Here is a 26,447-nt window from a genome sequence, read left to right as displayed (position 1 = left end):
TGAGCTACCCCTCTTTTCATGGACACTAGAAAAGGGGACAATACCCCTGGAGGTGTCCAATGCGAAAGCGCCGGAGTTTTACCAAAGCGTTTAAAGCCGAAGCCGTGCGGTTGCTGGAGCAATCCGGTAAACCGGCGGCGGAACTGGCCCGGGAGCTGGGGGTCCCGAGAAATCGGCTTTATAAATGGCAGGCGCAAATTCGGACTCACGGCGAGCATTCCTTTCCCGGCTCGGGGCGTCTGCCCGCCCCCGCCGATGAAGTGGCCCGGCTCCGACGGGAGAACGCGCGGCTGCGTGAGGAGCGGGACATTTTAAAAAAAGCCGTGGCGTTCTTCACCAAGGGATCCGAATGAAGCACGCCTTCATCGAAGCGCACCGGTCGGTTCATCGCGTCGATCACCTGTGCGCCGCCGTGGGCGTGAGCCGTAGCGGCTACTACGCCGGGCGCAACCGACCGGAGAGTCGCCGGGCGCAAGCCAATCGGACCCTGCTGCTTCAGATCCGCCGGCTTCACGCCCAGAACCGGGAGGCCTACGGCGCGGTCAAGACCTGGCGGACTTTGAACGACGAGGGCGTGCCGTGCGGCCGACACCGCGTGAGGCGACTGCGACGGATCCATGGCATCGAAGCCCGACGGATGCGACGGTTTCGAGCGGCCTATGCGGCCCGCAACAGCGATCCGCCCGCACCCAATCATCTGGACCGGCAGTTTGCCGTGGCCGTTCCGAACCGGATCTGGGCCGGGGATATCACCTTTATTCCCACCCGCCGGGGGTGGCTGTATCTGGCCGTGCTGTTGGATTTGTACTCCCGACGCGTCGTGGGGTGGGCGATGAGTGAACGGCCCGACGGCCAGTTGGTGCTTGATGCACTGGCCATGGCGATTGCCCACCGCCGTCCTTCGCCCGGACTGATCCATCACACCGATCAGGGCATCCAGTATGCCAGCCGTCTTTATCGGAGCCGGCTTCAGATGCAGGGGATGCAGCCCAGCATGAGTCGAAAGGGCAACTGTTACGACAACGCCGTGGTGGAGAGCTTTTTTAGTTCGCTGAAGAACGAATGGGTTTTCCATCAGACCTTCTTCGATCGAGATCAGGCGCGGGCGGCGTTGTTTGACTACATCGAACTGTTTTATAATCGGCAGCGCCGCCACGCGGCGTTAGATTACCAAAGCCCGGTGCAGTTTGAGGAGCGGCATCCGGGGGCTTAACCATCTGTCCATGGAATCGGGGCTACCTCAATCTGTCCCTATTTATTATTTCTGGGAAAATTCTCAGACTCCAATCCATTTAAAAGTCAGGGGCTATTTTTCAATTTCGATTCCAGCTTTTCGAAAAATGGCTTATAGTGAGCCTCCTCGGATTCCGGCTGGTCGGCCTCGCGAAAGCGAAGGAGGATAGCGCCCCGGATGGCATAGAACCACCGAGCTCGGACAGTGGTTCGATTATCCCCGGTCCGAGTGACCATGACGCTCCACTTGGAGCGGACGGCGGCCTCGGTTTCGGCGATTGGATGTCCCTCCGGCAGTACGTCGTCGGTCATGATGAGGCCCGATTGAGTGTCGGACACGGCGATGGGGTAGCGGGCATCCCGGAGGGTTTCCAGAACGGCGGAGAAGACGCGATCGAAGGGCTCGTTGAACGTGCGAGTTTGGATGCGATTCAATTCATCCGGGGGCAGCGGCCGAGGAGCGGTCTGGCACCCCACAAGCATTCCTGCAATGATTAGGAACGCAAAAACTCTCATCAAGGCCCCCTACAATCCCTATGCAGTATCCGTCCTGAAATACTTCGCGTCCGGATGATGGAAGACGAGGGCCGAGACGGAGGCTTCGGGGTCCATCATGTCGCCGTCGGTCAATTGGATGCCGATCTTTGCGGCGACGTCGAGCAGCTTGAAGAGTTTGTGCTGGTCGGCGAGGTTCGGGCAGGCCGGATAGCCGAAGCTGACGCGCACGCCGCGGTATTTTTTATGGAAGAGATCCGGTAATGCGAGCGAAGGCGGATCGGGGAAACCCCAGTCCGCGCGAATCTTTTTGTGCAGCCATTCCGCAAAGCCCTCCGCCCCCTCGACCGCCACGGCCTGCAGCATGTGCGAACGCAGATAGTCCCCCGCCTCTTTCCATTGCGTGGATAGTTTCCGCACGCCGCGTCCGCAGGTGACGGCGAAGAACGCCACGCTGTCGATCTCTTTGGACTCGACGTCACGGCAGTAGTCCGAGAGGCAGAGCCGCTCGCCGGAAGGTTGCCGCGGGAATGTGAATGTCTCAATCATACGCGATGGATCGGACGGATCGAAGATCAAAAGATCGTCTCCACGCGATTGGCATGGAAAGAACCGGTAGACCCCCTGTGCCGTGATATATTTTTTTGCGATTGCCTCTTTCTTGAACGCCTCGACTGTTTTGTAAAGTTTTTCGGCCGTCTCGTCCTTCTCGGCCAGAAGCTTTTCCAGGTTTCCCTTCAGGCCCAGATGCTTCCCGTACAGCATGACCGGGTTGATGTATCCGAAGATCTCCTCGACGGGACCCTTTTCGATCACATGCAGATCGAAGTCCGACGGCCTCGGCAGGGGATGATTCCTCCGCACGGCCGAACGCGCGGCCGTGGCCTCAGTAAGCGTCGCGGGACGGGATGCGCGCTCCTCGGTAACCTGGACCATGTGTTTCCGGTCTTCCCGGACTTTGTTCAGAAAGTCCTCGCGCGAATCTTCGTTCATCAACTGGTTCGCGATATCGAGCCCGTTCATCGCGTCCTTGGCATAGATCACCGGGCCGGCATACTCGGCCGCGATCTTGGTGTCCGTGAATTTTTTCGTCAGCGCGGCGCCGCCGACGAGGATCGGCGCCGCGATCCCGGCCGCCTTCAAATCCTGCGCCGTCACGACCATTTGCTGGGCCGACTTGACCAGGAGCCCGGACAGGCCGATCGCGTCCGGCCGCTCGCGCTGATAGGCCGCGATCAACTCCTCCGGCGGGACCTTGATGCCGAGATTGACGATCTTGTAGCCGTTGTTGCCGAGGATGATCTCGACGAGGTTCTTCCCGATGTCGTGCACGTCGCCCTTCACCGTCGCCAGGATGATCTTGCCGCGGCTGGCGGTGTCGCTCTTCTCCATGAATTGTTCGAGGTGGCGCACCGCGGCCTTCATCGCTTCGGCCGACTGCAGCACCTCGGCCACGATCAATTCGTTGTTGTTGAACAGCCGCCCGACCTCGTCCATCCCGGCCATCAGCGGGCCGTTGATGATCTCAAGGGGGCTTCGGGTTTTGCGCGCCTCATCGAGGTCCTCGACCAGTCCATCCTTCGAGCCTTCAATAATATACCGTGCCAGCCGCTCATCGAGCGACAGCGAGCTCTTGGGTTTTTTCGCGGCCGGCTTCTTCGCACGGAAATATTCGGCGAAGGCCGCCACGGGGTCTTTTCCGCGCCAGTAGATCAGGTCCTCCGCAAGCCGCCGCTCCTCCTCCGGGATGGACGGGTAGCGCTCAAGCTTCTCGGAATTGACGATCGCGTAATCCAGCCCGGCCTTGACGCAGTGATACAGGAAAACGGCGTTTAAAACTTCCCGCCCGGCGGGCGGGAGGCCGAAGGAGACGTTGCTGATCCCCAGCACCGTCTTGACGCCCGGCAGAGCTTCCTTGATCAGCCGGATGCCCTCGATCGTCTCGGGCGCCGAGCCGATGTAGTTGGCGTCGCCCGTTCCGACCGGGAAGACCAGGGCGTCGAAGATGAGGTCCCGAACGGGGACGCCGTACTTGTTCACCAGCAGGTCGTGCGACCTTTGAGCGACGGCGAGCTTCCTCTGCCGCGCGACGGCCATGCCCTGGACCTTGTCCTCGTCGATGCAGCCCACGACCACCGCGCCGCCGTATTTTTTGAGCAGCGGCACAATCTTCTCGAAGCGCTCCTCGCCGTCCTCAAGGTTGATTGAGTTGATCACGCATTTCCCCTGGCAGTGCTTGAGCGCGGCCTCGGTCACGGCGGCGTCGGTCGAGTCGATCATGAGCGGGGACTTGACCTTCTTGTTCAGGATTTGAATGAAGCGGTCCATGTCAAAAAGCTCGTTGCGGTCGGGGTTGGCCATGCAAACATCCAACACCTGCGCCCCGGTCTTGACCTGGGCGCGGCCGATCTCGGAGGCCTCCTCGATCTTCTCCGACACGATCAGGTCCTTGAACTTCCGGCTGCCGATCACGTTCGTCCGCTCGCCCACGATGATGGGACGGTTGTCCTCCTCGATCGGCAGATAGTCGATCCCGGATACGGCCGGCTTGACCAGCGTCTGCGGGACGCGGGGCTTCTTGCCTTTGACCATGTCGGCGATCGCTTTGATATGCTCCGGGGTCGTGCCGCAGCAGCCGCCGACGAGGTTCAGCCAGCCCTCGTCCGCGAAGCGCGCGAGTTTGGCCGAGAGCGATTCGGGCGTCTCGGAATATTTCCCTTCTTCATCCGGCAGCCCGGCGTTGGGATAGACGCTGATATAACAGGTCGCGAGCGCCGCGAGCGAGCGGATATGATCCGTCATGAACTCCGGCCCTGTGGCGCAGTTCAGCCCGATCGAAAATAGCGGCAGATGTTCGAGCGACGTGTACAGAGCCTCCACGGCCTGGCCGGCCAGCATCGTGCCGGTCCGCTCGATCGTGGCCGAGATCATCAGCGGAAGCTCCCGGCCGGATTCTTTTAAGGCCTTCAGTACGCCGATCGCCGCGGCCTTGAGGTTCAAAGTATCCTGGGCCGTCTCGAGCAAGAGCAGGTCGGCGCCGCCCTCGATCAGTCCCTTCGTTTGGAGGTAGAACGCTTCGCTGAGCTGGTCAAAGGTGACCCCGCCGGTCACGAGCAGCGTCTTGGTCGTCGGCCCCATCGCGCCGGCCACGAGCCGCGGACGCTCGGAGGTCGAGAAGCGCTCCGCGGCGGCGCGCGCGAGTCGCGCCCCGGCCCGGTTGATCTCAAGCACCTTGTCCTGGAGACCGTACTCGGCCAGCACGATCGAGGTCCCGCCGAAGGTGTTCGTCTCGACGATGTCCGCGCCGGCCGCGAGATAGGCCTCGTGGATAGCCTGGATCACGTCGGGACGGGTGAGGTTCAGGTTCTCGTTGCAGCCTTCAAGAAGCGGCCCGCCGAAATCCTTCGCCGCGAGGTTCCGGTTCTGGATCTGCGTCCCCATCGCGCCGTCGATCACCAGGATGCGCGCGGATAAAATCTTTTTAAGTTCGTTGATATTCATGGGTCACCGAATGAATTTCACATTTTATCAGAATCGGTTGCACTATATCTATTCCTTTTCACAGAGAGGCGCCCCCTCCAATTTCCTCTTGACCAGGGCCCGGCTAGGGGTTTATAAATAAAGGTCCGACCTTATTTTAGAGATTAAAACGACTGGATTCACGGAACTTAACCATTTAAAGGAGGGAGCCATGGCCGTTCGATTAGGAGACATCGTGCCGGATTTCACGGCGGAATCCACGCAGGGTCCGATCCGTTTTCATGAATGGATCGGGAACAACTGGGTGATTTTCTTTTCCCACCCGAAAGATTTCACGCCGGTCTGCACCACCGAGCTGGGCGCGGTGGCGAAACTCAAGAACAAGTTCGCCCAAAAGGGCGTCAAGGTCGTCGCCCTGAGCGTCGACCCGATCGGCGACCACACGAAATGGATCAAGGACATCGAGGAGACCCAGAACTGCGTGGTCGACTATCCGATCATCGGCGATCCCGAGCGGAAAGTCGCCCTGCTGTACGACATGATCCATCCCAACGCGATCGACAACATGACCGTCCGGTCGGTCTTCATCATCGGCCCGGACAAGAAGCTCAAGCTGACCCTGACCTATCCGGCCGCGACGGGACGGAACTTCGACGAGATCTTCCGCGTGGTCGAATCGCTGCAGTTGACCGCGAAATACAGCGTCGCGACGCCGGCCGACTGGAAGCCGGGGCAGGACTGCATCATCGCCACGTCGGTGAAAGACGAGGAGATCGCGGGCAAGTTTCCGAAGGGACACAAGGTCATCAAGCCCTATCTTCGGACCACGCCCCAGCCCAACCTGTGACGACCCGCGGGGGCGGCCGGATTTCGCCGTCCCCGCGATCATTCCAAATCTGGCAACCAAGTCAAGTCTTTTGACAACCCGCGAGCGGGGATGGTAAGGTTATGGGCCGATAAGCGGGTGGCCGGAAGTGGGGCTGCCGAAGGACAGGACCCGCTTACGTTAGGTACTTTTTGTCGTGAGGGGACACAATTGCTCAAAGTCGTCGGAATGAAGGAAATCAACGCGATCTTCGAGGTGACGGACCGCCTCGGTATCAACCGCGAATGGATCGAGATCCCGCTCGGCCCGGAAGCGCCGGGAAAGGTCAGGAAGCTCCCGAACGGGAAGTATGAGATCATCGTGGACGCCGAGGCGCCGGTCGAGCGGTGGGTATCCGTGATGGAAGCCGAGTTGAAAAAATTGATGTGAGCGACGATGCCCCAATCGATCGAAATGAACGACCCGGAACAGATCAATCAACTCCTGATGAAGGTCGCCCTGACCGGCAAGGGTTTTACCACCGAATGCCTTCTGGCCGAAGTGGTCGACGTCGGCATCACCTATCCCGACCACCTCAAGGCCTCCGGCGAGGACCCCGACGCCTCCTACGACGGAAAAGCGCCCGCCTGGGCGGTCTACCACGTCCGGCAGGGGAAGAAAGTCTTCATGGTCTACGGCGGCGCGGGCAAGGAACGCCGCACCCAGATCACCGAAACCCCGTAAGGTCCCGAACCAATATATAGAGACCGCGTTTGAACGTCCCGGGCCCGCAACGGCATCGCAGTAGGGGTTTTTCGGAGTGGAAAACCCCACTTTCGAGGGATTGACCTGGAGCCCGAAAAAATTTATAATGCTTCCGCTTTTGTGCAAGAACAGGTGCTTCGTCCGACACCCTGGACGCGGCCAAGAATACGATGTTCCAGCCCGGAACCCCGGGGTCTAAATCAGGAGCAAAGCTTATGACACCGCTTTCAATAAAGAAACGCTTCGTTTTACCCGCGGTTTTATTCATAATAGCCGCAACGAGTTATCAAGCGGCGGCGGCCATAACCGTGGATCTTGCGGCGTTGCCGGCCTCGCCCCAGCCGGTCGGAACAACCATATCGCTGACCGCGACCGCCACGGACTCGGATCCCGGCACGATTTCTTTCCGCTTCAGTGCCGGTCCCTCTCCCAACCTGCTCATCATGATGCGGGATTACAGTACGACGAACACGTTCCAGGTGGCCCCGGCCAAGTACGACGGTACTTTCCAGATCCAGGTGACGGCGCGAAACAACGCCACGCAGGCCACGGCTCAAGCGTCCATCAGCTTCCAGTTGACGTCGCGACTTTCCGGGAGCAGCCCGGTGGTCAGTGCGACGGCCAACCCGCTGATCGCTTTGTTCAGCGCCCCCTCTTGTTCGTTGGGCAGTTTCATGCAGGTGCGTTTCTGGCGCAAGGGGACCGTGGGCAATGTCGACAGCACGGGCTGGCTTCCATGCGTCCCGCCGGCCAGCATGAATTTTTATGTCGCCGGTATGCGGGCGGATTCGGTGTACTACATGCGTTCGGAAACGGTAACGGGACTCAAGGTCGTGGCCGGACCCACGCTTGCTTTCCAGACGGGGATCCCTACGGTCACGTTCCCTCCGGTTACTTTTCCCAATCCTCCGGGGTTGCAGGACAGCCTGGCCAACCACGTGTTGCTCGAGACCCCGATCACCGTGGGTTATTTTCCGGTAGCCTTCGATCTGTCGGGCTATCCGATCTGGTATTATCAGGATCCTTCGGGGACGACACCCTTGGTCACCGGGCCGGTGGCCGGAGGAACAATTTTGCTCCTGGCGGTTGGAACCGATTTGAACGGGATGTACGGGCCGAACGCCGTCTTGAGGGAGATCGACCTGACGGGCAATGTCATCCATGAGACAAACGCGGCGCGGGTCTCCGAGCAAGTGGTGGCGATGGGGCAGACCTCCTCGTGCCAGTTGGGTTCCACCCAGTGTCTTGTCGGCTCGTTTACGCACGACGCCATTCGGTTGAAGAACGGGCATACCGTGGTATTGGCCGTTGCAGAAAAGGTTTTTACGGACGGAACCCAGGGATCTTCGGCCGCGAATCCCGTGGATATCGTCGGGGACATGATCATCGATCTCGATACGAACTGGCAGGTGGCCTGGTTTTGGAACTCCTTTGACCATCTGGATGTGAATCGCGCCGCGGTGCTCGGCGAAACCTGCCGGCAGGGTCAGGGGGGATGTCCCCCCTTGTTCCTAGGCAGCCTGGCCAACGACTGGCTGCACGGGAACTCCATCGACTACGTCTCGGACGGGAGCTTGGTCTATTCCGCGCGTCACCAGGACTGGGTGTTCAAGATCGACTATAACAACGGAACCGGCACGGGCGACGTGGTTTGGAAACTCGGGAAGGACGGCGACTTTACGATCAATTCCAGCGACCCCTATCCCTGGTTTTCGCATCAGCACGACGTGGGCTTTGAGCTGAACGGCACGAGTGTTCTGTCGATGTTTGATAACGGCAATACACGCCATTCGCTGTTCCCAACCGCGAACAGTCGGGGTTATGTGCTGAATGTCGACCAAACGACGATGACGGCGACTCCGATGATCCTGACCGATTTGGGGGTTTATTCCCAGGCGCTGGGCAGCGCCTCTCTTCTCTTGAACGGCGACTATCACTTTCTGGCGGGGATCCCGGTCCCGATCCCCGGTCCTTATAATCAATCCATTGAAGTGCGGCCGGATGGCAGCATTGGAATGATCGCCCAGGTCTCGAATACGATCGCCTATCGCAGCTTTCGAATGTTGGACCTGTACAAAGCTCCGGTGAATTGATCCGACGCAAGATGACGAGGGGCCTGGCCGGGGCTCTCGGGGGAATGTACAGACCGAGACGCCGTCATTATCATGAAGCACCCCTTCGCGCGACGAGCGTGACCCAGTCTTCTTCCTGAAGCGCTTCGATCACTTCGAAGCCTTCCCGCCTCAACGCGGCTTCAACATCGGGACGGAACTCGGCCAGAATCCCGCCGGTGATGAGAAGCCCGCCCGGCCGGAGCTTGGACTTCAGTTCCGGCAGCATGCGGATGATCGCGTAGGCCAAGATGTTGACCAGGACGAGGCCGGCCGGCCGGATCGTCGCGCCGAGCTCCTTCAATGTTCCAAGATAAAGCTTGACGCTTTTGGCGACGCCGTTTTCGGTTGCATTGCGCTTGGCCGCGTCGATTGCGGCGGGTTCGATGTCCAGCGCGTCGACGGAGCCGGCGCAAAGCTTCGCGGCCGCGATCGCGAGGATCCCGGAACCGGTGCCGACATCCAGGACCCGGTCGCCGGTCCTGAGATATTTTTCCAGCGCGATGAGACAGAGCCGCGTCGTGGGATGAAGCCCGCTCCCGAAGGCCATGCCCGGGTCCATCGTCACCGCGATTTCATTTCGTTTCGGACGATACCTTTTCCAGGACGGCACGATCACCGTCCGTCGGCCGACCTTCCGGGTTTGGTAGCCCTTCTTCCATTGCTCGGCCCAGTCCTCCGGGCCCAAGGCGCGCGTCCGGATCTTTGAGAGGGAATATTCCTTGCGGAGCTCCCGCAGCGCTCGCTCGATGCGGGGCCGCTTGCGCTTCCAAACGGCCGCGGGAAGATAGATCCTGACCCAAACCAAAGCGGAAACCGGCTCGTCGGAAAGCCGGGCCTTCCCCACCGGGCGCGACTCGACCGCAGCCCCGCCCTCGCCGTAGGGCCCGAGCCGCTCGGCGACGGCGTCGCCTGCGTCGGCGCCGCACTCGACGCCGATCTCGAGCCAGCGGTCGGAGGACTTATTCTTCCCCGGCTTCTTTGCGGATTTTTTTCCTTTGCTCGCGGATTTCGTCGAGGCGCTTTCGGATTTCTTTTTCGTGTCCGACCTCCTTGGGCTCGTAGTACCGTTCTTTCCGCAGGGCCTCCGGCAGATAATCCTGCGCCGCGAGCTGATCCGGGAGGTCGTGCGGGTATTGATAGCCCTTGCCGTAGCCGAGCGTTTCCATCAGGCGCGTCGGGGCGTTGCGAAGGTGCAGCGGGACGGGGAGGCTGCCGTGATCCCTGGAAGCCCTCGCCGCTTTCTTATACGCCGTGTAGCTCGCGTTGCTCTTCGGCGCCGAGGCCAGATAGGTCGCGGCCTGACTCAAGGGAATCCAGCCCTCGGGCAGGCCGACGGCGTGAAAGGCCTGGAGCGCGGCGACGGCGATCGGAAGCGCCTGCGGATCGGCGTTGCCGACGTCTTCCGAGGCGAAGATGACCATCCGTCGTGCAATGAAAAGGGGGTCTTCCCCGGCCTCGAGCATCCGGGCCAGCCAGTAGACCGCGGCGTCCGGATCGCTTCCGCGCATGCTCTTGATGAAGGCCGAGATGACGTTGTAATGCTCCTCGCGGCTTTTGTCGAACAGCAACAGACGGGTCTGGGCCGCCTCCCGGACCTCTTTCTCGGTCAGATGCCGTTTCCCGTCCTTCTCCGGACACAACGCGACGGCCGCCTCGAGAAGGTTCAAGGCCCGTCGCGCGTCCCCCTCCGACCAGTCGGCCATCTCTTCCAAAAGTTCCGGCGCCGCGTCGATCGCCATCTTGCCCAGGCCCCGCTCCGGATCGGTGAGGGCCTGTCGGAGGACGCGGACGATATGATCCGGCTCGAGCGATTTTAAAACCAGGACGCGGCAGCGGGAGAGCAAAGGGGCGTTGACTTCGAAACTCGGGTTCTCGGTCGTCGCGCCCATCAGTATGATCGTCCCGTCCTCCACGTGGGGGAGAAACGCGTCCTGCTGGCTCCGGTTGAAGCGGTGGATCTCGTCCACGAAAAGGATCGTCCGCTTCCCCTCCGTTTTTTTCCGGACCTTGGCCTCGGCCACGATCTCGCGGACCTCTTTCACGCCGGCCAGCACGGCCGAGAAAAAGACGAAGCGGCACTGCGTGGCCCGCGCGATGATCCGCGCGAGGGTGGTCTTGCCGGAGCCGGGCGGGCCCCAAAAAATGATCGAGGGGGGATGGTCCGATCGCAGAACGGTCGATAGGAAATGGCCCGGCCCGACGAGATGCTCCTGTCCGACGAACTCGTTGAGCGTTCCCGGCCGCATCCGCTCGGCCAGCGGCGGCGGGGGACCTTGGGGTTCTTTTGTTTCAAACAGATCCATGACGAAATAGAATCGCACATCCCCTGCGATTTTGCAACGCCGGCTGAGCAGCGCGCAGGGGCGGCACCGTGGGGTTGTACCCATGACTGCTTACATCGACTCACACCCGGCGGGTCCTGTCCTGCGGCAGCCCCATCCGTCCTCACTCCGCATCTTCCCGGGATTCGCAGGGGAACCACACGAAAAACTCCTTGGCCTGTCCGTTGCGGGCGGATGGGGCGCCCGCCTTCGGCCACCCGCCGGATGTCACTCTAAGTCTGTCGTGTGTGTTTGATCATGGCCGCTTATCGATGGCAGCTCCGGCCTGCCTCGGCGCTCGGGGCGGGGATCGCCCGCGTTGATTTTTCGCGAAGGGAATTGTTATCATGCGTGACGCGAGCGTCATGATGAAATCGCAACGGCATCCGGCCCGTCCAAATAAAACCGTTCGGTTTTGGATCCTCCTCGGAGTCTTTCTGGGAGTCTGCGCGGGCGCGTTCGCCTGTTCGTCGCCGCCCCCCGGGATGGTCTGGATTCCTCCCGGCCCCTTCACGATGGGAAGCGATGAAAAAGATCTTCAGGGCCGGAGCGTGGATCTGGGCTTGATCAAGCCCTGGTTTCAGGATGAGGCCCCGGCCCGCACCGTGAACCTGCCCGGTTTTTTTCTCGACCGCTACGAGGCGACCAACCGGGATTTCGCGGCCTACATCCGCGCGCGGCGCGCGCAGTCCCCCGCGTCCTGGGAGGCCGATGCGTACCCCCCGGGCCGGGATCGCTATCCCGTGACGGACGTGACCTGGTATCAGGCCGCGGCCTATTGTGCCTGGGCCGGAAAACGGCTTCCCACCGAGGCCGAGTGGGAAAAGGCCGCCCGCGGGCCGGAGGGTCTTCGCTATCCCTGGGGGAACGAATTCGATGCCGGCAAGGCCAATCTGCTCTCGGACGGACTGCGGCCGGTCGGGTCCTATCCGCAGGGCGCGAGCTTCTACAAGGTCCTGGATCTGGAGGGCAACGTCTGGGAATGGACCGAGGACTGGTACCAGCCGTATCCGGGAAACGCGGTTCCGTCCGATAAATACGGCCGGCGCTTCAAGGTCATCCGTGGAAAATCCTGGGCCCGGAGTTTCGGCCATCAGCGGGAGGACGAGGCGCGGGAGATCACCGCGCACGAAGCCAGGGCCTCCTACCGTCTTTATTTCGACCCCGTCTTCAGTTTCGGGGATCTCGGTTTCCGATGCGCCAAGAGCGCTTGAGTTTTGACAAATGATCGACCGTTTGTAGGGGCTCGCGTCGCCCCCTCCATCCGCCGAAGGCGGAATGGAGCCTCCCCCTCTCGCGACCTTCGCTCGCTGAGTAACTACTTTGACAAACACTCTTCGTTCGAGTAGAATCGACATTCTTGTTCCGCCGCACAATCGATTCGAGGTCGCATGTCGAACGGCAGTCTCTGGAATCGACTGGATCAATGGACCCGCCTGAGCCGCCTTTCTTTTCCGGTCCCGGCCCACGCCAAGAATCTCGGCTATTGCCTCGGCGGAATCACGCTGACGGGCTTTGCCCTCCTGTTTCTCACCGGCCTGATCCTGACCCAATTCTTCAATCCCCAGCCGGACCAGGCCAACCGCAGCGTCCATTATATCGCGGAGCAGGTCGCCGGCGGCCGGTGGCTCCGTTCCTTCCATTACTGGACGGCGCAGGCCGTGATCCTATCGATGTGCGCGCATCTCCTCCGGGTATTTTACAGCGGGTCCTACAAAGCCCCGCGCGCCCTGACCTGGTATTTCGGCGTCGGGCTGTTTTTTACCGCGACGATGCTTTCGTACTTTTCGGGGACGGTCATCAAGTGGGACCAGGAAGGGTCCGAGGCCCTGGAGCACTATCAGTTCGTCGTGGGTCTTCTGGGTCCCCTCGGAGGCCTGCTGGGGGAGGGCCTGACGAAGAGCGTCTCGATGAGCGCGCGGATGTACAGTTTTCACGTCTCGCTGGCCCCGCTGCTTTTGGTCTTTTTGATCGTCGGCCATTTTTATCTGATTCATGTCTTCAACATCTCGCCGCTTCCCCGCGGGCCGCATTCCAAACTGCCCGAAGTCCCGCAGTCCGAGTTGAGCGGGACGTTTTCCGAACATCTGTTCGGGATCATCCGGTTCAGCCTCGTTTTCTACGGCCTTGTCGCGATCCTCGCGGCGCTCGTTTCCGCCCCCTTGCAGCCCGAGGCCTCCTCCGTAGAGACCGGCGTCAAGCCGCCCTGGATCTATCTCTGGCAGTACGGCGCCGAAAATTTTTTGGGCATGGCCGGGATCCTGTACAGCACGATCGTTTTGTTCCTGCTCATCCTCATCGTGCCGCTGCTCGATCGGGGCGCGAGCCGCGATCCGAAGGACCGCAAGGGGGTGCTGGCGCTGGGGGCCGCGACCGCGCTCGTTCTTTTGAGCCTGACCGTTTATGCCTGGCTGGCCCCCAAACAGGTTCATCACGGCCATCACCACGGCCACGAGGAAAACATGGAATGGATGCCCGGCATGCAGATGGACGAAATGCCGCCCGGCGGGCAGACCCACGACGAAGCCGTCCCACCGGGAGAGCACCATGACGAGCCTCACGAAGACCACCCCGGCCATGACCCCGACCAACACGCGCGCTGACCGATCATGAACGAATCCCGCTTTCGCGACATCGTAAAACAGGTGACGGCGCTGGCCGACGGAACGGCCGTGGAGGTCTTGCTCGCGGCGCAGCAGGAAGGCCTCACCCGCTTCGGGAACAACATCGTCTCGCAGCACATCGAGACCGGAAACGCCGAGGCCGTGATCCGCGTTCAAAAGGGGAGGCGCCAGGGACGGGCGAGCTGCAACCGCTTCGACCGCGCCACCCTGGAGCGGACGCTTCGGAAGGCCGTTCAAATCGCGTCGGTCCAGCCGGAAGATCCCGCGCTCTTGTCTTTCCCCGGGCCGCAGACCTACCGGCCGCTCTCCCATGCCGTCCCGGAGACGATGGCCGTCACGCCGGATGAAAAGGTGGATTGCATCCGCCGCGCCGTGGCGGCCTGTCGGAAGAAAAAGACGACGGCGGCCGGGATCTTCTCGCACGGAATGCAGGCGACGGGCCTGGCGAATTCGAACGGCCTCTTCGCGTACAACGCCTACACCTCGGCCAGCTTCAGCGTGACGGTGATGGCCCGCGACAGTTCCGGCTGGGCGGACGCGACCCACCCGAACATCCGCGCCGTTCACCCCGAGGCCCTGACGTCCGTCGCCATCGAGAAGGCCCTGGCGGGCCGCGGTCCCAGGGTCCTGCCGCCGGGGGCCTACGACGTGATCCTGGAGCCGGCCGCCGTCGCGGAGCTTCTGCTCTTCATGGCCTGGGAAGGGTTCGGCGCGCTGCCGTATCTCGAAGGCCGCAGCTTCGTGTCGGGCAGGCTGGGCCGGAAGATCTTGAGCGAGAAGGTCGTGATCGTGGACGACGTCTACAATCCCCGGACGCTCGGCCTGAATTTCGATTACGAGGGCATGCCGCGCCGCCGCGTCGTTCTTGTAGACCGGGGCGTGGCGAAGGCGGTCGTGCACGACCGGAAAACGGCGAAGGAGGCCGGAACGTCCTCGACCGGCCACGCCCTGCCGCAGCCCAATACCAACGGCCCGATGCCGCTCAATCTGATGCTGGAGGGCGGAAATTCCTCGGTCGACGAAATGGTCGCGTCGACCGACCGCGGTCTGCTGATCACCCATTTCCATTACACCAACATTCTCGACCCGGTCACGTTGACGATCACAGGCATGACCCGGGACGGCGTCTTCCTGGTCGAGAAGGGAAAGGTCAGGCATCCCGTGAAAAATTTCCGCTTCACCGAGAGCGTCGTCGGGGCCTTCAACCGGGTCGAGGCGCTGGGCCGCGAAACGGCCTACGCCCACGCCTTCTGGGGCGGGGGGATCGTCTGCCCGGCGGTGAAGATCCGGGGGTTCAATTTTTCGAGCGGGACGAGGTTTTGAAAGATGTTCTGTATCCCGACGCATAAACGGGTGGCCGAAGGCGGGGCTGCCGAAGGACAGGACCCGTTTATGCAACGGATGAGGAGATAGATCCATGCGCGATTTAACCGCGATTGCTTTAAACACCGCGAAACGCCACGGGGCATCGTACGCCGACGTGCGGATCCTACAAACGACGGTCGAAGATTTGACGGTCCGGAACGGGGAGCTGGGCGAGATGCGCCAGGACGAGTCGCTCGGGCTCGGCGTGCGGGTGATCGCGGACGGCGCGTGGGGCTTTGCGGCCGGCCCCTCGCTGGCCAAGGAGGACATTCGAAAGACCGCGGTGTTGGCCTGCCGGATCGCGAAGGCGAGCGCGAAGCTTAAAAAGGGAAACGTCCGCCTCTCGAAAGAGGACGTCGTGGACACCGCGTGGCAGACGCCGCTCGTGATCGATCCGTTCAAGGTGCCGGTGAGCGAGAAACTGGACCTGCTGTTTCGCATCGATGAGATCCTCCGGAAGGACCGCCGCATCAAGGTCGCCGAGTCGACGATGGGATGCGTCCGGGAGCGGCAATGGCTCGCGACGAGCGAAGGGACCTTCGTCGACCAGACCCTGACCCGCACCGGCGCGGGCTACGCCGCGACCGCCGTGGAGAACGGCGAGGTCCAGAAACGCTCCTACCCGATGAGCTTCGGCGGGCAGTACATGGGAATGGGCTACGAGCTGGTCCGGGGGCTCGCGTTGATCGAGAACGCCGAGAAAACCCGCGAAGAGGCCGTGGCGCTGCTGACCGCGAAGCCGTGTCCCCCGGGCAAAAAAGACCTGATCCTGGACGGGACGCAGCTCGCCCTCCAGATCCATGAATCGATGGGCCATCCCTCGGAGCTGGATCGCGTCCTGGGCCTGGAGGAGAATTACGCCGGCCGGAGCTTTCTGACAATGGAGAAGTACAAAAAGTTCCGCTACGGCTCGGAGCGGGTGACCCTGATGGCCGACTCGACCGTGCCGGGCGGGCTTTCGACTTTCGGCTACGACGACGACGGCGTCCGGGCGCAGCGCTGGCCCATCGTTCAAAACGGAATTTTCGTGGGCTACCACACCAACCGCGAATTCGCGCCGGTGATCCGGGAGCCCAGCCGCGGCTGCGGCCGCGCCGACAGCTGGGCCTCGCTTCCGATGATCAGGATCACGAACTTAAGCCTGATGCCGGGCGACCGGACGCTGGACGAGCTGATCGCGGATACGAAGGACGGCATTTTCATGTGCACGAACAAAAGCTGGTCGATCGACCAGATGCGGTATAATTTCCAGTTCGGCTGCGAGATCGGCTGGGAAATCAGGAAAGGCCGGCGCGGCGCGATGCTCAAGAACTGCACCTACCAGGGGATCACGCCGGAGTTCTGGGGCTCCTGCGACGCCGTCTGCGACGGCGACCACTGGACGCTCTGGGGCGTCGTGAACTGCGGAAAGGGCCAGCCGGGCCAGACGGCCGAGATGTCCCACGGCGCCGCGCCCGCCCGCTTCCGCAAAGTCACCGTGGGCGTGACGGCCTGAACGGTTCAGGATTTCGGCTTCCGTCTTTCCTGCATCAACCTTGCGATCCGCGTGACGTAACGCCTCGGGCCGAGGCGGATCGAAAAGACCAACAGCTTGTTCAGCAGCCCGGGGATCACGACCGTTTTCCCCTTCATCATTCCTTCATAGCCGACCCGGGCGACCGTCCCGGCGTCCATCACCTTCCACGGCTTGAACATCATCGAATCTTCCGCTCCGGCCCTTTTCTGAAAGCCGGTCTCGGTGGCCCCCGGGCAGAGCGCCGTCACGGTGACGCCCGTTCCGCGCAGCTCGTCGGCCAGCGCCTCGGAGAAGGAGAGGACGTAGGCCTTGGTCGCATAATAGACCGCCATCAACGGCCCCGGCGCGAAGGCCGCGGTCGAGGCGACGTTCATGATCCGGCCCGCTTTCGTTTTGACCATGTGCGGCAGAAGCCGTTTCGTCAGATGAGTCAGGCTCGCCATATTCACCTGCATCATTTCGAGCTCGACCCCAGGATCCGTCTTGAGGAAGGGGCCATAGACGGCGTAGCCGGCGTTGTTCACGAGAATGTCGATCTCGATCGATGCATGCTCAAGCTCCCGGACGATCGCCTCGGGCGCCTGCGGCTTCGAAAGATCCGTTGGGATGACTTTGACGGAGACGTTGAACCGCTCCCGCAATTCCCGCGCGGCCTTTTCCAAGCGGTCACGGTCTCTCGCCACGAGCACGAGGCGGCAGCCGTCCCGCGCCAGCAGCCGGCTGAGCTCGAGGCCGATCCCGCTGGAGGCGCCGGTGACAAGGGCCGTCGTCCCTTGATGTGAGATGGAGGACATACCCGTTCAGTAGAATATGAATCCGGTCTAATGTCAAGCCTCTATCGTTTGCGATCAATATTTACTGCGAACGACCTGACGTAGGGTGCATTCGGCGGGTGGCCGAAGGCGGGGCGCCCTGTCCGCCCGCAACGGAAAGGCCAAGGGCTCTTTCGTGTGATTCCCCGAATAAAACATCGGAGAGTACGCAGTGAGGACGGATGGGGCTGCCGAAGGACAGGACCCGCCGATGGAACAGGATTAAAGTCGTTTGTATTAGTGCTTGCTAATTCCATTCCTTTGTGTTATAGTCATTCAGTTTTGACGAACCACGAGGCGGTATCCGCGAGAATACGATCCCTCCTCAGAAGCGGGTCCATCCATTCTTACCGATTGACCTTCAATACTTCTAAAGGTTCTTCAATCAAGGCGAATGACCGGCACAGCCGGGCATGGACTCGTATGAACGAGCCATGGCCTGACAACCGCCGGCCGGTTCGCAATCATGCACGGGACTGCGGTCCCATAGATAGGAGTAACAAAGAATGACGTTTGAAGAAATGGGGCTTGCCCCGGAAATTCTACGCGCCGTCAAGGCGAAAAATTATGAAAACCCGACCCCGATCCAGGAACAGGCCATCCCGGCCGTTCTGGAGGGAAAGGACGTGATCGGCTGCGCCCAGACCGGAACCGGCAAGACGGCCGGTTTCACCCTGCCGATTCTGCACAAGCTGCGCGAGGGACGTTCCCCGTCGCTTCGCGTGCTGGTGCTCGTTCCCACGCGCGAGCTGGCGGCGCAGGTGTATGAAAGCGTCCGGACCTACGGCCGCTTCCTGCGGCTGCGGACCGCGGTCGTCTTCGGCGGCGTGAACCTCGATCGGCAGACGACGACGCTCCGTCAAGGGGCGGACATCCTTGTGGCGACCCCGGGCCGCTTGCTGGACCATATGCGGCAGGGCCATCTGAATTTCAGAAGCCTCGAGGTGTTGGTGATCGACGAGGCGGACCGGATGCTCGACATGGGCTTCATTCCGGACGTCCGGACGATCATCAAGAATCTCCCGCTTCAGCGGCAGACGCTTTTCTTCTCGGCCACCATGCCGGAAGAGATCCGGAAGCTTTCGCATGAAATTTTGAAGCACCCGGTCATGATCCAGATCGCGCGGCAGGGGACGCCGGCCGACGGGGTCCGTCAGGTGGTCTATCCGGTGGACGCTTCGCGAAAGCGGGACCTTCTTCTCCATCTGATTGAAAAGGAAAAGATGGACCATGTGCTCGTCTTCACGCGCACGAAGCACCGCGCGGACCATCTGGCGCGCCAGCTCGAGGGAAAGGGAAAACGGGTGGCGGCCCTTCACAGCAACAAGAGCCAGAATGCGCGGACCCGAACGCTGGACGACTTCCGGAGAGGCGCGATCCAGGTGCTGGTCGCGACGAACATCGCCGCGCGCGGACTGGACGTCAAGGGGATTTCGCACGTGGTGAATTACGAGTTTCCGGACTCACCGGAGGATTATGTCCACCGGATCGGAAGGACCGCCCGCGCCGAGGCGACGGGCGACGCCATCTCGTTGATGTCCCCGAACGAACGGGGCAACCTCCGGGATATCGAGCGGCTGATCGGGTCGAAGATCCCCCAGGTGACGATCACCGGGTTCGAGAGCCGCGGAGAGGTTCAGGAAGAAGCGCCCCGAAGATCGTTCCGGCCCCGGAACTCAAACGGGGGCGGACCGAGCAAATGGCGGCGGCCGATCTTCCAGCGATAAACCGGACGCGCAAGCCGTAGTCGGCTCGATAAGGGAAGGCCGGGTCTGCATCAAGACCCGGCCTTCGTTTTTTTACGATCGGCGGGGGAGGATGCGGCGGGCGCTTAGAACTTCGCGGATGCGGGGGAGGGCTTCGCGGGCGGCGGCCGCCCCGGCCTCCACGCAGCGTTCCTTTTGAGCGAAATCAAAGGCGCCGACCCCGTTGACGTCGGGATGGATCAACACGTCGGCCTCCAGCGCGTGGCGCCGCCGCATCTCGGCCCCCGAAATGCTGAGCGCCTGAATCACGACGGTCACGACGTCCGAGGACTGGATCTTCTTGATCCGGGTCCCGACGTCCACCGCGATCGTCACGTCCGCTCCGAGGAATTTGGCCGTGGGCACCGGAAGCGGTTCCAGCACGCCGCCGTCGACCAGAAGCTTCCCGTCCAGTTCGACCGGCTGGAAGACGGCCGGCAGCGCGCAACTGGCATGCACGGCGGTCGCCAGAGGGCCGCGGTCCAGGATGACGCGCTCGCCGGTCCGGATATCGGTCGCGACGGCCGCGAAGGGAAGCTTGAGATCCTCGATGCGCGAAACGCCCACCTTCTCCGAGACGAAGCGCTCCAGCCGGTCTCCGATGATCAGTCCCTTCCTGAGCGCGAGGATGGAGTAGTCCACCAGGTCGTCCCGCTCCAGTTGGAGGGCGATCCTTTCCAGGTTCGGGCCGGCCGCGCCCGCGGCGTAGATCGCCCCGATGAGGCTGCCCACGCTGGTGCCCACGATCATGTCGATCGGGATCTTCTCCCGTTCCAGGACGCGGATCACCCCGACGTGGGCGAAGCCCCGCGCCGCGCCGCCGCCGAGGACGAGGGCCACCCGGGGCGGGGACTTGGGGCGGCCTTGAAGGCGGGCCCGAAGTTTTTCCCAGAAACGCATGGCGCTATCTTAAATCGGCCCGATAAAAATCGCAAGGCCCCGCCCCTTGACGGGTCCCATCCAATCCGCTACCTTATCCCCATCGTTCGTTCCATTCGAGCCGGCGCGATGATCCCGCTTCATGACGACAATCCGACCGAGACGACGCCCGTTGCGATGATCGGCATCGTTGCGGCCGCGACCCTGGTTTTTTTCTACCAGCTGACCCTGGGTCCGCAGGCCGGGCAGCGCTTCGTCTACCAATACGGGGCGATTCCGGGCGTGATCTTTGGAGAAGCGTCCCTGCCCCGCGGGGTGACGGCCGTGCCCGCCGCCCTGAGCCTGATCACCAGCATGTTCCTGCACGGGGGGTTCCTGCACCTGATCGGGAACATGCTCTATCTCTGGATCTTCGGAAACAACATCGAGGACGCGATGGGGCACGTCCGCTTCGTGTTTTTTTATCTGATCTGCGGGGTGATCGCGGCGATGAGCCACGCCCTGGCCGATCCCGCTTCGGCGGCGCCCATGATCGGCGCGAGCGGCGCCATATCGGGCGTGCTCGGCGCATATCTGTTGCTCTACCCGCGGGCCCGCGTCTTCGTCCTGATCCCGTTGGGATTCTTCTTCTGGCGGATGTACGTGCCGGCCGGCGTCGTGCTGATTTTCTGGTTCGTCCTTCAGGTGATCAGCGGCACGGCCTCGGTCGGCGGCGGGGGCTCCGCCGGCGGCGTCGCCTGGTTCGCGCACATCGGGGGATTCCTGGCCGGGATGATCCTGATCGGGTTCTTCAAACATCCTTCGGTGCGGTTTTTCAATCCCCCGTCCCGTCGGTCCGCCCGGTCTTTTTAGGACGGGCGGGAGATTGCATTACTTTCCGCGGCCGTTTATAATACCCTCCGAAAGGAGCATGCGATGAAAAACGACCAGGCCGTCCTGATGATCGCGAACAGCGAGCTGGATTCGAACCTCTACTACGCCACCCGGTTTCTGGCCCCCGATCCCTTCATTTTCATTCAGACCGACGGGCGAAAGACGCTCGTGATGAGCGACCTGGAGCTCGACCGGGCCCGGGCCCAGGCGCGCGTGAACGAGGTGTTGTCCTATTCGGCGATCGAGCAGAAATTGAAAGAGCAGGGCCTGGCCGAGCCCAAAACGATCGACGTGGTGGACGCCTGTCTCAAGGTCCGCGGCGTGCGGCGGCTTCTCATCCCAGGCGATTTCGGGTTCCGCCATGCCCAGGGGCTTCAATCGAAAGGCTATGCGCTGACGACCAAGCCGGACCCCTTCTTTGAGGAGCGGGTCCTGAAGTCGGCCGAGGAGATCGAGGCGATCACCCAGACCCAGCGGGCGACCGAGGCCGCCGTGGAGGCCGCGGTCGAGGTGATCCGGGAATCCAAGATCAAAAAGGACGAGCTGCACTGGAGCGAAGGGACCCTGACCTCCGAGGCGATCAAGAAAATCATCAACGTGAAATTGATGGAGATGGACTGCATCGCCCAGCACACGATCGTGGCCTGCGGCCTCCAGGGATGCGATCCGCATGACGAAGGCTCCGGCCCCTTGCGGCCCAACCAGTCGATCGTGATGGACGTTTTTCCCCGGTCGGCCCGGACGCGGTACTACGCCGACATGACGCGGACCGTGGTGAAGGGCCGGGCCCCGGACGCGCTCCGGACCTTGTACGACGCCGTCCGCCGCGCGCAGGAAGAGGGCATCGCGATGGTCCGCGACGGGGCGGAAGGCCGGACGATCCACCGGCGGATCATGACGATCTTCGAGCAGTCGGGGTATCCGACCGGTCCGAAGAACGGCCGGATGCAGGGTTTTTTCCACGGCACCGGCCACGGCGTCGGCCTCGACATCCACGAGCCTCCCAGGATCAGCAAGTCCGAATGGACCCTGAAGGCGGGAGAGGTCGTTACGGTCGAGCCGGGGCTGTACTATCCCGAGATCGGGGCGGTCCGGATCGAGGACCTGGTCGTGGTAACCCCGACCGGTTGCGAAAACCTCACCCGCTTCCCGAAAGTGCTTGAGTTATGAGTCAGGCGTATACTTTTCTCGAAGACACCGCCATTGCCGACATGGCGTTCGAGGCGACGGGCGACACGCCCGCCGAGCTGTTCCAGGCGGCGGGTCAGGCCCTCTTTGAGGGAATGGCGGACACGCGCCGGCTCCGGCCCAAGGTTCAAAAAGAAATCCGCCTCCAGCATGAACAGATCGATCAGCTCCTGTACGACTGGCTGTCGGAGCTGATCTATTTGAAAGACGCGGAGAGGCTTCTGTTCAGGGAATTCAGCGTTCAATTGAAACAAAACGGGGAGTGGAGTCTCAGCTCCACCGTCCGGGGAGAGCCGATCGATCCCAAGCGTCACGGCCTCCGGGCCGATGCCAAGGCCGTGACCTATCATCAGTTCGAGGTGGTCCGGACCGAGACGGGCGGCTGGAAGGCCCGCGTGGTCGTGGACATATAAGACATATACGGCCTATGCAAATCAACAAAGTCAAAGACAATCTCTGGGAAATTCCGACGACCGAGAAGGAAGGCATGCGCGTTCCGGCGCGGATCTACGCCTCGGACAAGCTGCTGAAAGAGATGGATGCGGGCGTGTTCGAGCAGGTCACGAATGTGGCCTGTCTTCCGGGCATACAAAAATACGCGCTTTGCATGCCGGACGGCCATTGGGGCTACGGATTTCCGATCGGCGGCGTGGCGGCCTTCTCGACGAAGGACGGCGTGATTTCGCCCGGCGGGATCGGGTTCGACATCAATTGCGGGATGCGGCTGATCCGGACCGACCTGAAGCTGGCGGACGTTAAGCCGCGTCTCCGGGACCTGCTGAACGTCCTGTTCAACAAGGTGCCGGCCGGGGTGGGCGCGAAGGGGTTCGTCAAGATCGACAAGAAAGAGTTGTCGGAGGTGATGACGCGCGGCGTGGACTGGTGCATCAGAAAAGGATACGGATGGGCCCTGGACCGCGACCGGGTCGAAGGCGGCGGCTGTCTCCCGGGCGGCGATCCGTCCAAGGTGAGCGCGCACGCGATCGAGCGGGGGATCGGTCAGATCGGAACGCTCGGCTCCGGCAACCATTATCTCGAGATCCAGGTGGCCTCGCAGGAAAACATTTACGACGAGAAGCTGGCCCGCGCGATCGGGATCTTCGGGCAGGACCAAGTGGTCGTGATGGTCCATTGCGGCTCGCGCGGCTTCGGGCATCAGATCGGCACCGATTATCTCCGGGTGTTCGATACGGCCATGAAGAAATACGGCATCACGGTCAAGGACCGGCAGCTGGCCTGCGCTCCTTTCCGTTCGCCGGAGGGACAGGCCTACTACGGCGCGATGGTCTGCGCCGCGAACATGGCCTTCGCCAACCGGCAGGTGATCACGCACCGGATCCGCGAGGCCTTCAGCCAGGTCTTCAACGAGGACGCGGAGCGGCTGGGGCTGGAGACGATCTACGACGTGGCGCACAACGTGGCCAAGATCGAGACGTATGACATCGACGGAAAACCGACCGAGCTTCTCGTCCACCGCAAGGGATCCACGCGCTGTTTCGGGCCCGGCCGAAGCGAAGTCCCGACGCTCTACCGCGACTGGGGCCAACCGGTGATCGTGGGCGGCTCGATGGAGACGGGCTCGTACGTCTGTCTCGGCACCCAGACCGCCGAGGCCGAGACCTTCGGCTCCACGATGCACGGCTCGGGCCGGACCATGTCCCGCCACGCGGCCAAGCGGATGATCCGGGGAAGCGACCTTCAGCGGCGGATGGAGCAGCACGGGATTCTCGTCAAGGCCGTTTCGATGTCCGGACTGGCCGAGGAGGCCGGCACGGCCTATAAAGACATTTCCGAAGTCGTCGACACGATGGACTCTATCGGGGTCTCGAAAAAGGTCGTCCAGCTCAAGCCGATCGCGAACATTAAGGGATAGCTCCGACAACCAAAAGGACGAATATATTCGATCTGCATCATTATAATATATATAGGGACCGAAGGGGGAATTTCCTGCAATCTACTTGCTCCTTTTCCCCTCCACCTTTGACCCTCTACGCCTCACGTTATTTCCCCAATTATTGACTCGCCTCACCTAAAAGAATATAATCCACTCCATTCCCCTCCGACCTCGCGCGCGGGATGGGCTTGAATAGGCAGGAGAGATAGGTTATGATTCCCCATTATCCGGTCCAAGGGTCATCATGAAAATGTTTTTCTCGGGCATTCTTCTATTGATCGTCCTCGCCGCGCTGGTGGTCTGGTTCGGCGTCTTCCGGGTGAACGCGAACCCGCCGGAGCCGGCGGTGGCGGAGGGGAAGCCCGCCCCCGATTTTACGCTCCAGGACCAGGACGGGAAACCGGTGACGCTATCCGAGCAGCGCGGAAAGTGGGTGGTCCTGTATTTCTACCCGAAGGACGACACCCCGGGTTGTACCAAGGAGGCCTGCTCCTTCCGCGACAACCTGCTGGCCATCCAGCGGCTGGACGCCAAGATCCTCGGCGTCAGCGTCGACACGGTCGAATCCCACAAGAAATTCGCCGAGAAATTCAAACTGAACTTTCCGATCCTCGCGGACGACCGGCAGCAGGTGACCGCGCAGTACGGCGTGCTTACGAGCTTCATGGGGATCAAGGTGGCCCGGAGGAGCACCGTGATCATCGACCCGCAGGGCATCGTCCGCAAGATCTTCCCCTCCGTCAAGCCGGAGGACCACGCGCTGGAAATCCATCGCGCATTGGTTGAACTTCGGAATTCCGCGACACCCGCACCGAAATCTTAGTCCATTTGGAGCCGTTCCGCCGCTCATCCCGTCATGAGACGCACGACTTTACAGTCATCGCTCATGACGCCGATATTTCCAAAACCGCTTAGGCCGTTCCACAAGGAGTAACCGAAGGCCCGCCGATGAGCGAGGAGACCTCCGAACGCATGCGCGAAAAGGTGGACGCCGTCTACCGCGCCGAGTCGCGCCGCGTCCTCGCCACGCTGATCCGCCTGCTCGGCGACTTCGACCTCGCGGAGGAGGCGCTGCACGAGGCCTTCCGGACGGCGCTGGAGCAGTGGCCGCGCGAGGGGCTGCCCGCCAATCCACGGGCCTGGCTGGTCTCGGCCGGACGCTTCAAGGCGATCGACAACCTGCGACGGGGCGCCCGTTTCACCGCGCTGGACGACGTCGCCGAGCCTGTCGCGGCCGTGGAGGATGCCGAGGCGGGGGAAGACGAGAGCGTCGAGGACGACCGGCTGCGGCTCGTCTTCACCTGCTGCCACCCGGCCCTGTCGCCGGACGCCCGGGTGGCCCTCACGTTGCGCGAGGTCTGCGGCCTCACGACCGAGGAGATCGCCCGCGCCTTCCTCACCCCCGCGCCCACCCTGGCGCAGCGCATCGTGCGCGCCAAGGCGAAGATCCGCGACGCGCGCATTCCCTACCAGGTGCCCGCCCACGCCGAGCTGCCGGACCGGCTCGCCGCGGTGCTGCGGGTGATCTATCTCGTCTTCAACGAGGGCTACGCCGCGTCATCGGGCGCGTCGCTGACGCGGGCCGATCTTTCGGGCGAGGCGATCCGCCTCGGCCGTCTGCTCGTCGAATGGCTGCCGGAGCCGGAGGCGGTCGGGCTCCTTGCGCTGATGCTGCTGCAGGAATCACGACGCGCCGCGCGCACCTCGCCGACCGGGGACCTGGTTCTGCTGGAGGATCAGGACCGTTCGCTTTGGAATCGGGGCCAGATCAAAGAGGGATTGGCGCTTGTGGAACGGGCGCTCACGACGCGCCGGTTCGGCCCCTACAGCCTGCAGGCCGCGCTCGCGGCGGTGCACGCCGAGGCGTCCGACGCTTCCGAGACGGACTGGGCCCAGATCGTCGTCCTGTACGACCTGCTGGCACGGATGGATCCGTCGCCCGTGGTGGAGCTGAACCGCGCCGTGGCGGTGGCCATGCGGGACGGGCCTGAGGCCGGCCTGGCCTTGATCGACGCCATTCTGGCGCGCGGCGATCTGCGGGATTACCACCTGGCCCACTCGGCGCGTGCGGACTTGTGCCGGCGGCTGGGGCGGACGGCCGAAGCCCGGGCCTCCTACCGGCGGGCTCTTGACCTCACGCGGCTTGAGCCGGAACGGCGGTTTCTCGATCGGCGGCTGGGCGAACTGCCGGACTGAAACGGCGAACGAAATTTTTTATTCCCCCGTTGTCGATTTCGGGCTCCCCGGAACGACTATGAAGTGTAGACAGTCAATCCAACACGGAGCCGGGGCCGCCGGAGGCGGCCTGGAAACCCGGCTCCAAACCAAAAGGAGATAC

At 62.3% G+C, this 26,447-nt stretch carries 23 protein-coding genes; 17 read left to right on the top strand and 6 right to left on the bottom strand.

The genetic code is table 11. The features are described from left to right. The first annotated feature begins 59 nt into the window (after positions 1-59). The gene (locus VLY20_04615) at positions 60-353 is read left to right on the top strand and encodes a transposase (GenBank protein HUK55921.1); all 294 of its coding nucleotides are present in this window, start codon (positions 60-62) and stop codon (positions 351-353) included. Next, a complete protein-coding gene (locus VLY20_04610) occupies positions 350-1,213 on the top strand; it encodes an IS3 family transposase (protein ID HUK55920.1) in 864 nt (287 codons plus the stop codon). Before VLY20_04615 ends, VLY20_04610 begins: the two co-directional genes overlap by 4 nt. An 86-nt stretch (positions 1,214-1,299) precedes the next feature. On the opposite strand, the gene VLY20_04605 is transcribed toward VLY20_04610, so the two are convergent. Together VLY20_04605 and metH are read right to left on the bottom strand one after the other, a co-directional pair. Next, the gene (locus VLY20_04605; GenBank protein ID HUK55919.1) at positions 1,300-1,749 is read right to left on the bottom strand and encodes a hypothetical protein; all 450 of its coding nucleotides are present in this window, start codon (positions 1,747-1,749) and stop codon (positions 1,300-1,302) included. A gap of 18 nt (positions 1,750-1,767) precedes the next feature. Further along, positions 1,768-5,229: a methionine synthase gene (metH, locus tag VLY20_04600; GenBank protein ID HUK55918.1), complete on the bottom strand. Its 3,462-nt coding sequence runs from the start codon at positions 5,227-5,229 to the stop codon at positions 1,768-1,770. Between the two features lie 190 nt (positions 5,230-5,419). On the opposite strand from metH, the gene VLY20_04595 reads away from it, so the two are divergent. From VLY20_04595 to VLY20_04580, 4 genes are all read left to right on the top strand, one after another. Beyond that, the gene (locus VLY20_04595; protein HUK55917.1) at positions 5,420-6,055 is read left to right on the top strand and encodes a peroxiredoxin; all 636 of its coding nucleotides are present in this window, start codon (positions 5,420-5,422) and stop codon (positions 6,053-6,055) included. 189 nt (positions 6,056-6,244) lie between these two features. After that, the gene (locus VLY20_04590) at positions 6,245-6,463 is read left to right on the top strand and encodes a hypothetical protein (protein ID HUK55916.1); all 219 of its coding nucleotides are present in this window, start codon (positions 6,245-6,247) and stop codon (positions 6,461-6,463) included. Positions 6,464-6,469: 6 nt separating this feature from the next. Then, the gene (locus tag VLY20_04585; GenBank protein HUK55915.1) at positions 6,470-6,757 is read left to right on the top strand and encodes a hypothetical protein; all 288 of its coding nucleotides are present in this window, start codon (positions 6,470-6,472) and stop codon (positions 6,755-6,757) included. Between the two features lie 236 nt (positions 6,758-6,993). Next, positions 6,994-8,871, top strand: a complete 1,878-nt coding sequence (locus VLY20_04580) for an aryl-sulfate sulfotransferase (GenBank protein HUK55914.1) — start codon at positions 6,994-6,996, stop codon at positions 8,869-8,871. Between the two features lie 70 nt (positions 8,872-8,941). On the opposite strand, the gene prmA is transcribed toward VLY20_04580, so the two are convergent. Both prmA and VLY20_04570 read right to left on the bottom strand, forming a co-directional pair. Further along, positions 8,942-9,829, bottom strand: coding sequence for a 50S ribosomal protein L11 methyltransferase (gene prmA, locus VLY20_04575; GenBank protein HUK55913.1), 888 nt, complete (start codon positions 9,827-9,829; stop codon positions 8,942-8,944). 22 nt (positions 9,830-9,851) lie between these two features. Continuing rightward, positions 9,852-11,195 (bottom strand): replication-associated recombination protein A, encoded by a 1,344-nt coding sequence (locus tag VLY20_04570; protein HUK55912.1) that lies wholly within the window; start codon positions 11,193-11,195, stop codon positions 9,852-9,854. 365 nt (positions 11,196-11,560) lie between these two features. Here VLY20_04570 and VLY20_04565 point away from each other — a divergent pair, with 365 nt between their 5' ends. The 4 genes from VLY20_04565 (at position 11,561) to VLY20_04550 (ending at position 16,697) form a co-directional block, all read left to right on the top strand. Then, the gene (locus VLY20_04565) at positions 11,561-12,427 is read left to right on the top strand and encodes an SUMF1/EgtB/PvdO family nonheme iron enzyme (protein HUK55911.1); all 867 of its coding nucleotides are present in this window, start codon (positions 11,561-11,563) and stop codon (positions 12,425-12,427) included. A 177-nt stretch (positions 12,428-12,604) separates the two neighbouring features. Next, positions 12,605-13,816, top strand: a complete 1,212-nt coding sequence (locus tag VLY20_04560; protein ID HUK55910.1) for a cytochrome b N-terminal domain-containing protein — start codon at positions 12,605-12,607, stop codon at positions 13,814-13,816. A gap of 6 nt (positions 13,817-13,822) precedes the next feature. Further along, complete coding sequence (locus tag VLY20_04555) at positions 13,823-15,160, top strand: TldD/PmbA family protein (protein HUK55909.1); 1,338 nt, start codon at positions 13,823-13,825, stop codon at positions 15,158-15,160. 94 nt (positions 15,161-15,254) lie between these two features. After that, positions 15,255-16,697: a TldD/PmbA family protein gene (locus VLY20_04550; GenBank protein ID HUK55908.1), complete on the top strand. Its 1,443-nt coding sequence runs from the start codon at positions 15,255-15,257 to the stop codon at positions 16,695-16,697. 5 nt (positions 16,698-16,702) lie between these two features. Here VLY20_04550 and VLY20_04545 read toward each other — a convergent pair whose 3' ends face one another. Further along, positions 16,703-17,512, bottom strand: a complete 810-nt coding sequence (locus tag VLY20_04545) for an SDR family oxidoreductase (protein HUK55907.1) — start codon at positions 17,510-17,512, stop codon at positions 16,703-16,705. A 524-nt stretch (positions 17,513-18,036) separates the two neighbouring features. On the opposite strand from VLY20_04545, the gene VLY20_04540 reads away from it, so the two are divergent. Continuing rightward, the gene (locus VLY20_04540) at positions 18,037-19,257 is read left to right on the top strand and encodes a DEAD/DEAH box helicase (protein HUK55906.1); all 1,221 of its coding nucleotides are present in this window, start codon (positions 18,037-18,039) and stop codon (positions 19,255-19,257) included. Between the two features lie 72 nt (positions 19,258-19,329). On the opposite strand, the gene VLY20_04535 is transcribed toward VLY20_04540, so the two are convergent. Further along, positions 19,330-20,175 carry a patatin-like phospholipase family protein gene (locus VLY20_04535; protein ID HUK55905.1) on the bottom strand — a complete coding sequence of 282 codons (846 nt, stop codon included), beginning with the start codon at positions 20,173-20,175 and terminating at the stop codon, positions 19,330-19,332. A 108-nt stretch (positions 20,176-20,283) separates the two neighbouring features. Here VLY20_04535 and VLY20_04530 point away from each other — a divergent pair, with 108 nt between their 5' ends. From VLY20_04530 to VLY20_04505, 6 genes are all read left to right on the top strand, one after another. Beyond that, entirely contained in the window at positions 20,284-21,006 is a 723-nt protein-coding gene (locus VLY20_04530; GenBank protein ID HUK55904.1) for a rhomboid family intramembrane serine protease, read from the top strand. A 63-nt stretch (positions 21,007-21,069) separates the two neighbouring features. After that, positions 21,070-22,197: a Xaa-Pro peptidase family protein gene (locus tag VLY20_04525; protein HUK55903.1), complete on the top strand. Its 1,128-nt coding sequence runs from the start codon at positions 21,070-21,072 to the stop codon at positions 22,195-22,197. Then, on the top strand, positions 22,194-22,628 hold the full coding sequence (locus tag VLY20_04520; protein HUK55902.1) for an archease: 435 nt from the start codon (positions 22,194-22,196) through the stop codon (positions 22,626-22,628). Before VLY20_04525 ends, VLY20_04520 begins: the two co-directional genes overlap by 4 nt. Before the next feature lie 14 nt (positions 22,629-22,642). Continuing rightward, entirely contained in the window at positions 22,643-24,088 is a 1,446-nt protein-coding gene (locus VLY20_04515) for an RtcB family protein (GenBank protein HUK55901.1), read from the top strand. Positions 24,089-24,353: 265 nt separating this feature from the next. Next, positions 24,354-24,932, top strand: a complete 579-nt coding sequence (locus VLY20_04510) for a peroxiredoxin (GenBank protein ID HUK55900.1) — start codon at positions 24,354-24,356, stop codon at positions 24,930-24,932. Between the two features lie 125 nt (positions 24,933-25,057). Next, positions 25,058-26,305, top strand: a complete 1,248-nt coding sequence (locus VLY20_04505; protein HUK55899.1) for an RNA polymerase sigma factor — start codon at positions 25,058-25,060, stop codon at positions 26,303-26,305. Positions 26,306-26,447: the final 142 nt, after the last annotated feature.

Source organism: Nitrospiria bacterium (assembly GCA_035517655.1).
In the GTDB taxonomy this organism is placed as follows: Bacteria; Nitrospirota; Nitrospiria; order JACQBZ01; family JACQBZ01; genus JACQBZ01.
Note: the sequence above shows the minus strand (reverse complement) of the source record. Positions and strands in the feature narration are given on the sequence as shown.

Coding starts and splice junctions, on each gene's coding strand:
- VLY20_04505 (HUK55899.1), top strand. CDS start 25,058: ATGAGCGAGGAGACCTCCGAACGCATGCGCGAAAAGGTGGACGCCGTC.
- VLY20_04615 (HUK55921.1), top strand. CDS start 60: ATGCGAAAGCGCCGGAGTTTTACCAAAGCGTTTAAAGCCGAAGCCGTG.
- VLY20_04540 (HUK55906.1), top strand. CDS start 18,037: ATGACGTTTGAAGAAATGGGGCTTGCCCCGGAAATTCTACGCGCCGTC.
- VLY20_04525 (HUK55903.1), top strand. CDS start 21,070: ATGAAAAACGACCAGGCCGTCCTGATGATCGCGAACAGCGAGCTGGAT.
- VLY20_04520 (HUK55902.1), top strand. CDS start 22,194: ATGAGTCAGGCGTATACTTTTCTCGAAGACACCGCCATTGCCGACATG.
- metH (HUK55918.1), bottom strand. CDS start 5,229: ATGAATATCAACGAACTTAAAAAGATTTTATCCGCGCGCATCCTGGTG.
- VLY20_04610 (HUK55920.1), top strand. CDS start 350: ATGAAGCACGCCTTCATCGAAGCGCACCGGTCGGTTCATCGCGTCGAT.
- VLY20_04545 (HUK55907.1), bottom strand. CDS start 17,512: ATGTCCTCCATCTCACATCAAGGGACGACGGCCCTTGTCACCGGCGCC.
- VLY20_04550 (HUK55908.1), top strand. CDS start 15,255: ATGCGCGATTTAACCGCGATTGCTTTAAACACCGCGAAACGCCACGGG.
- VLY20_04560 (HUK55910.1), top strand. CDS start 12,605: ATGTCGAACGGCAGTCTCTGGAATCGACTGGATCAATGGACCCGCCTG.
- VLY20_04515 (HUK55901.1), top strand. CDS start 22,643: ATGCAAATCAACAAAGTCAAAGACAATCTCTGGGAAATTCCGACGACC.
- VLY20_04595 (HUK55917.1), top strand. CDS start 5,420: ATGGCCGTTCGATTAGGAGACATCGTGCCGGATTTCACGGCGGAATCC.
- VLY20_04585 (HUK55915.1), top strand. CDS start 6,470: ATGCCCCAATCGATCGAAATGAACGACCCGGAACAGATCAATCAACTC.
- VLY20_04535 (HUK55905.1), bottom strand. CDS start 20,175: ATGCGTTTCTGGGAAAAACTTCGGGCCCGCCTTCAAGGCCGCCCCAAG.
- VLY20_04605 (HUK55919.1), bottom strand. CDS start 1,749: ATGAGAGTTTTTGCGTTCCTAATCATTGCAGGAATGCTTGTGGGGTGC.
- VLY20_04530 (HUK55904.1), top strand. CDS start 20,284: ATGATCCCGCTTCATGACGACAATCCGACCGAGACGACGCCCGTTGCG.
- VLY20_04555 (HUK55909.1), top strand. CDS start 13,823: ATGAACGAATCCCGCTTTCGCGACATCGTAAAACAGGTGACGGCGCTG.
- VLY20_04570 (HUK55912.1), bottom strand. CDS start 11,195: ATGGATCTGTTTGAAACAAAAGAACCCCAAGGTCCCCCGCCGCCGCTG.
- VLY20_04510 (HUK55900.1), top strand. CDS start 24,354: ATGAAAATGTTTTTCTCGGGCATTCTTCTATTGATCGTCCTCGCCGCG.
- VLY20_04565 (HUK55911.1), top strand. CDS start 11,561: ATGCGTGACGCGAGCGTCATGATGAAATCGCAACGGCATCCGGCCCGT.
- VLY20_04580 (HUK55914.1), top strand. CDS start 6,994: ATGACACCGCTTTCAATAAAGAAACGCTTCGTTTTACCCGCGGTTTTA.